We start from the raw sequence: 6,942 nt of genomic DNA, 5'->3' as shown, positions 1-6,942 counted from the left end.
TGGGGAGATCTACAGATGCCACTTTTGTCTGAGTTTGTTTATTCATAGCAGCACCACCTACAATTCCACCTGTAACAGCAACACTGGTCATTATAAAGTTACGTCGAGTCGTTTTTTTATTCATAGTTGTCTATAATTTTTTTTTACATTATATATTATAAACTGGAAGGAGCAAGCAACCACTGAAGACCTCTCCCCCGACCCCTCTCCTGCAAGGAGAGGGGTGAATGTTCTCCCCTTTCCCTACTAGGGAAGGGGGTTGGGGGGTTAGGTTTTTTACCCACAATTTTAATCTAGATGATCTACTACTCCTAGAAAAATTAAGGAATGCCAAATCTAAAAATTCCACTCTATAAATAAGTCTACAACTGCTAATGTCAAACCTGGTCAAATATCTTCTCCATCTAAATTATCGGTAATTTGTAATAATTTATCTGGTTCTGGTTTATGATAAACTAAGATTGATTTTTCATCAGGATTGATCGCCCACACTAACCGACATCCATTTTCAAAATATTCAACAATTTTTTGATGTAGTTCCTCAAATGTATTATTAGGAGAAATTACCTCCACTGCCAGATCGGGAGATCCCTGAAAATAACCTTTAGGTAATCGCTTTAATCCCAACAAACGGTCTTTAGAAACAAAAGAAATATCTGGAGAACGTTTATTTCCCGATTTTAAACTAAAAGCTGTACTAGAGTCGCAAGTTACACCTAACTTTTTAGGACGATAATACAACTCTATTAAACCACATAGATAGGCAGTAATATTGCCATGCTCCATTCCTGAATTTCCCATTTCAACGACTTCTCCATTAATTAATTCATAATGACCACCATTTTCTGATAATCCTCTGAATTCTTCATCTGTTAATATTTTTTTATCGGTTACTATACTCATAAATTTATCCTGGTATAAATTTACCTAAATCCCAGGCTAAATCCTTTTTATATCCCCCCTAGCCCCCCTTGAAAAGGGGGGAAATACAAGGTATATTCCCCCTTATTAAGGGGGATTTAGGGGGATCGATGACTTCTCAAATTATTCAATCCTCTCCCTAAAAGGAAGAGGTAATTATCAATTATCCATTATTGAATAAACCTCTACCCACTTCTCAAGAATCAAAGTTAACTTTAAGTAGGTTGGCATAAATAATTAGTAAAATCAAAACTACTTTGAAATCCACAAAATAACTGAAATGACCGGGTACTTAAACCGAGTCCAATGATATTTTCTCTCACAATCTCTTTTTAGTCAATAGCCAATGTTTAAACTTTACCTCAAACAAATTACAATTACTTTCCTGGTATTATTTCTCAATCCATTAATCGCACTTAGTCAAGAAACTAATCAAGAAATTTGTCCGACGGAACTAACTAATTCTATTGATGCTGTAATAAATCGCCCAATTTTTAATCGGTCTCGGTGGGGAATTTTAGTTGAAACTTTATCTGAAAAAACTACAATTTACAGCCGGGATGCTGAATATTATTTTATTCCTGCTTCTACAGCAAAACTATTAACAACTGCAGCAGCATTACAACAACTCAGACCTCAATTTAGAATTAGAACTTCTATTTATGGTGATGGGAAAAACAATATATATGTTGTGGGAAGAGGCGACCCTAGTCTCACAGAAACTCAACTGAAAAATTTAGCTGAACAACTAAAACAACAGGGAGTAGAAACTATTAATCAACTAATTGCTGATGATACTTACTTTCAGGGAATGGTAGTTAATCCTAATTGGGAATGGGAAGATGTTCAAGCTGGTTATGGGGCACCAATTAATAGTTTAATATTTAATCAAAATGCTATAGATTTAGTTTTGTCGCCTCAAGGTTTAGGTCAACCTTTAAAAGTTACTTTTGTTAATCTGGAGGAAAGCAAAAAATGGCAAATTGAAAATAATTCGGTGACTGTAGCGAAGAATGAAAAAGAATTTGTGGAAGTAGGGCGAGATTTTATTCAACCAATAATTCGTATATCTGGGCAACTCCGAATTGGCTCGGCATCGGAACCTGTTTATGTGGCAGTTGTGGAACCTGTGGATAATTTTTTAAATAAATTTCGTCAAGTTTTAGAGTCAGAAGGAATTAGGGTTTCTCGAATAGTCAAAAATTCACAAATAACCTCTAATTTAAACTTGACTGAATTAGCTTTTGTAGAGTCTCCCACAGTGGGAGAATTAATAGAGGAAGTGAATAAAAAAAGTAATAATGTTTATGCAGAAACTTTGTTACGTCAAATAGGAGTTAGGAGTAGATTAGTTCCTAATAAAAAATCCGATAATCAGACTTTAGCAAAAAGTTTGGAGGAGGTAAAAGTAATTTTAACTAGATTAGGAGTTACTCCCAATAGTTTTAGATTAAATGATGGTTCAGGCTTATCTCGTCATAATTTAATTAGTCCGGAGGCTTTGGTACAAACTCTCAGAATAATGGCTAATTCTCCCTGGGCAAATATTTATATAAATTCTTTACCTGTGGCTGGTGTAAGTGGTACATTAAGTCGGCGTTTTAGAAATAGTTTTGCAGAAGGAAATGTACAAGCAAAAACAGGAACAATTAGTGGGGTTTCTGGTTTGGCAGGATATATTCAACCTAGGAATTTTCAGCCTTTAGTTTTTAGTATTATTGTTAATCAATCTGATTTAGAAATCAAAGATTTGAGAACTGCTATTGATGAAATAGTTTTGCTATTGACTCAGTTAAAATCTTGTAGTTAGAAATTATTTATTCGTTAAAAATTAAACAATATAAAGTCGTCTTAATCTTCTTTAACTACTAAATTGCGTCGAATAATATTGTCAGCAGGAATTACCTAACTAAACAAGAAATTGGGTTTCTCCGTAATATCATTTCCGGTTAAATAGTTATAATTAAAGTTCGTAGTATAGCTCTCAGCCCTATCTATAAGAATGCTATATCTGCCAAATGTGGGGAAGTGTGGTCCGTGTGTTTGGTGGGGGTAGGGACGTTCCATGCAACGTCCGTACAAAATAAGAATAATTAACATTAACTGGATAATAATTAAGGAATAAGTCCTGTTTGCCTGTGTTAATTACTTAATAGCTAAAATGTTGCTTAAGTATAGCATTAATGCATGATAATTGGTATAATATTGTCAGCATAAATTACCCAACCAAATAAGAAACCTGGTTTATTGTCCTGATTATTTCCAGTCACGAAATTATGCCTATAAACCATGTTGATGCATGATATAATGCCTGGTTGAATAGTTATAATTAAAGTTCGTAGTATAGCTCTTAGCCCGAAGATAAATAGGGCTGAGAGCTATACTACAAACAATTTTTTTTTATCACTTCCTTATTTTTTAAAAATTACTAATTTTGTACTTTACAAGTATGGGAATTTCTATAATTGATATCCAGGTGCAGTTTCTATATCAAATAAATTGACCAAAATTGCCCAATTATGATACGATCAATTAATAGTCTAATTATCTAATTTTATAGATTATGCAAATGTTAGAAAAAGAAAAAATAGCACTAACATTAAAAATTAATGGAGTACAGCATCAGCTAAATATAGAACCTCGCGTGACACTTTTAGATGCACTGCGAGAATATTTAGGTTTAACAGGTACAAAAAAAGGATGCGACCGCGGTGAATGTGGAGCTTGCACCGTATTAGTAGATGGGAAACGGATAAATTCTTGCATGACCTTGGCAGTAATGCAGATGGGAAAATCAATTATTACTATTGAAGGTTTGGCAGAAAATGAACAACTTCATCCAATGCAAGCAGCTTTTATTGAGCATGATGCTTTTCAATGTGGTTATTGTACTTCTGGTCAAATAGTTTCTGCTGTTGGTTTGCTAGCAGAGAAGCAACCAAAGTCAGATACAGAAATTCGGGAAGGTATGAGTGGCAACCTCTGTCGTTGTGGAGCTTATCATCATATTGTTGCAGCAGTTCGTGAAGTAGTGGAGACAACGGAAAATGCAGCCATTTAGTTATACAAGAGTTAACGAAGCAAACACAGCTATAACTACAGTTGCCCAAGATGCAGCTATATCTTTTATTGCTGGGGGTACCGACTTAATAGGTTTAATCAAAGATGGCGTACAAACACCTAACCAAGTTATAGATATTAACTCTCTACCCCTGACAGCAGTAGAATTCGATACTGAGAAAAATATCCGCATCGGTGCTTTGGCAAAATTGAGCGATGTCGCTCGTTATTCCACTGTCAAAAATTCCTATCCTGTTATTTCAGAAGCAATATTAGAAAGTGCTTCTCCCCAACTCCGAAATATGGCAACAGTTGGGGGGAATTTATTGCAACGAGTACGCTGTAATTATTTTCGCGACACTGTTTTTCCCTGCAACCGTCGCAACCCAGGTAGTGGTTGCCCTGCTATTGAAGGTTATAACCGAATGCACGCTATTTTGGGTACCAGTGAAAGTTGCGTTGCCACTCATCCTTCAGATTTGGCAGTGGCTTTGGTAGCGTTGGATGCTGTAGTTTGTATTCAGGGCAAAACTGTACAACGTCGAGTGCCACTCAATGACTTTTATCTATTGCCGGAAGATACGCCACATCGAGAAAATATTTTAGAGCATGGGGAATTAATAGTTGCAGTGGAAGTACCTCATGTTTCCTGGTTTAGCAACTCCCATTATTTAAAAGTTCGCGATCGCGCCAATTATGAATTTGCTCTAGTCTCTGTCGCTATTGCTCTGGAAGTTGAGAAAAACATAATTAAATCTGCACGACTAGCATTAGGGGGAGTAGGTACAAAACCTTGGCGTTGCCAGGAAGCAGAAATGGTTTTGCAAGGAAAAGCGATCGATGAGGCGACTTTTACTACTGCAGCAGAAGCAGCTTTAGTAGGAGCAAAACCTTTAGAATATAATCAATTCAAAATTGAATTAGCTAAACGTGCCATTATTCGGGCAGTTTCAACTGCAGTCGCTAGGGAAGTAGGGGAGTAGGGGAGTGGGGGAGTGGGGGAAGGGTGGGAGGTGTGGGAGGAAACTCCGCTTTTATTTATGCAACTTGCGGGCGTTGCTGAATCAAGGTATGAAAATAAAAACTGAATAATCTCAAGTATTGGTTATTCAATAGTTTAACAATTGTCAAAAAATACAAATCATACCCGAAATCAGCAACACCAACTTGCGTATCTAGTTCCCTAATTTTTCTCCAACTAAGAAACCAGGAAGGCTCGTAGTTGGGCTTTAGCCCGAACTATAAGATAGGGCTAAAGCCCAACTACAAACAAAAATTTTTTTATCGCTAATTATCCGGACATGATATAAGTTCCTCTTTTCCCTCTCTCAACTCGGAAATTTATTTTGTACAACTACTTAAAATTTTTCAAGAGCAGGAAACATGAATAAAGTTATCGGAAAACCAATTAACCGCGTAGATGGAAAACTCAAAGTTACAGGTGGCGCACGTTACACTGCCGATATCCCAATTGAAAATTTGACCTATGGCGTATTAATAGAAAGCACTATTGCCAAAGGTAAAATTACAAAACTGGAAACTACTGCAGCAGAAACAGCACCAGGAGTCTTGGCAGTCATTACTCACCATAACGTTCCCACATTTAATCAAATTAAATTTTTCCCCGGTGGGCAAAGTCTTCCTGTTCTCCAGGATGAAAATATTTATTATCAGGGGCAGCACATTGGGATAGTAGTTGCAGAAACTTTAGAACAAGCTCAATATGCAGCTACCTTGGTTAAAGTCGAATATGAAATTGAACAACCAACTATAGATATAGATGAAGCTCTCAAACAAGGATATGAACCAGAAAGAATTTTTCTGGGGATGCTACCTGCTCATTCTTTCCGGGGTGACATTAACTCTGGGCGTTCCCAAGCAGAAGTCTTAGTCGAACAAACCTACAGTACCCCGATGGAAAATCATAACCCCATCGAACCTTGTGCAACTCTAGCAGTTTGGGAAGACGATCGCCTCACCCTCTACGATACAACTCAGGGAGTTTCTTCTACGCAAGAGGCGATCGCCAAAGTATTCGACATTCCTCCAGAAAACGTCAGGGTTATTTCTCAATTTCTCGGTGGTGGGTTCGGTTGTAAAGCATTTGTTTGGTCTCACACCATCCTGACTACTCTGGCAGCGCGTTATGTTCAGCGTCCTGTTAAACTAGCACTCACCCGCGCCCAAATGTATACTTCTGTTGGATACCGCGCCCCCACTCGTCAACATCTGACCGTTGGCGCAACTAAAGACGGGAAAATTACACTCATCAAACACATCGGCGAAACCATCACCTCACTCTTTGACGAATTTGCTGAACCAGTTACATTGGCAACAAATATGATGTATGCTTGCCGGAACCTGGACACGAAATACCGTCTTGGTCGCATTAATGCTGGTACTCCCACTTTTATGCGGGCACCGGGGGAAGCAGCAGGAATGTTTGCCCTAGAGTCAGCAATAGATGAACTGAGTTATGCTTTGGAATTAGACCCCATAGAACTCCGCCTCCGCAACCACGCAGATGTAGACCCTGCCACCGGACACCCGTGGTCGAGTAAATCTCTTAAAGAATGTTATCAGCGAGGATCAGAAATATTTGGCTGGAAACACCGCAACCCCAAACCTGGTTCTATGAGTAATGGCGATCGTCTCATTGGTTGGGGAATGGCAAGTGCCACTTTTCCTGCAAATACTTGGCCTGCCACTGCTAAGGTAACTATATATAATAGTGGGAAAATTTTAGTCGAAAGTGCAACCCACGACTTAGGCACCGGAACTTACACTGTGATGACCCAAGTTGCAGCAGAGCTTTTAGGAGTCTCTCTAGAACAGGTGGAATTTAAGCTCGGTGACACAAATTTACCTAAAGCTCCACTCACAGGAAATTCAACTACAGCGAGTAGTGTAGGTTCGGCGGTACAAGCAGCAGCAACGAACGCTCGGAATCAAATATTAGAA

5 protein-coding genes are annotated in these 6,942 nt (G+C 38.1%); 4 read left to right on the top strand and 1 reads right to left on the bottom strand.

Going from position 1 to position 6,942, the window contains the following annotated elements; genetic code table 11:
- Positions 1–387: 387 nt before the first annotated feature.
- The gene (locus tag F6K22_RS25740) at positions 388–903 is read right to left on the bottom strand and encodes a Uma2 family endonuclease (RefSeq protein WP_293104570.1); all 516 of its coding nucleotides are present in this window, start codon (positions 901–903) and stop codon (positions 388–390) included.
- A gap of 364 nt (positions 904–1,267) precedes the next feature.
- Here F6K22_RS25740 and dacB point away from each other — a divergent pair, with 364 nt between their 5' ends.
- From dacB to F6K22_RS25720, 4 genes are all read left to right on the top strand, one after another.
- Positions 1,268–2,731, top strand: coding sequence for a D-alanyl-D-alanine carboxypeptidase/D-alanyl-D-alanine endopeptidase (gene dacB / locus F6K22_RS25735; protein WP_293104567.1), 1,464 nt, complete (start codon positions 1,268–1,270; stop codon positions 2,729–2,731).
- Positions 2,732–3,490: 759 nt separating this feature from the next.
- Entirely contained in the window at positions 3,491–3,982 is a 492-nt protein-coding gene (locus tag F6K22_RS25730; protein WP_293104564.1) for a (2Fe-2S)-binding protein, read from the top strand.
- Positions 3,969–4,964 carry an FAD binding domain-containing protein gene (locus F6K22_RS25725; protein WP_293104561.1) on the top strand — a complete coding sequence of 332 codons (996 nt, stop codon included), beginning with the start codon at positions 3,969–3,971 and terminating at the stop codon, positions 4,962–4,964. The genes F6K22_RS25730 and F6K22_RS25725 overlap by 14 nt, the downstream gene beginning before the upstream one ends.
- Positions 4,965–5,364: 400 nt before the next feature.
- Positions 5,365–6,942: xanthine dehydrogenase family protein molybdopterin-binding subunit (locus tag F6K22_RS25720; protein WP_293104558.1), on the top strand; the 1,578-nt coding region annotated here is incomplete at its 3' end.

It is taken from the genome of Okeania sp. SIO2F4, from assembly GCF_010672385.1.
GTDB lineage: Bacteria > Cyanobacteriota > Cyanobacteriia > Cyanobacteriales > Microcoleaceae > Trichodesmium.
The sequence above is the reverse complement of the archived record's forward strand: the minus strand, read 5'-3'. Positions and strand labels throughout refer to the sequence as shown.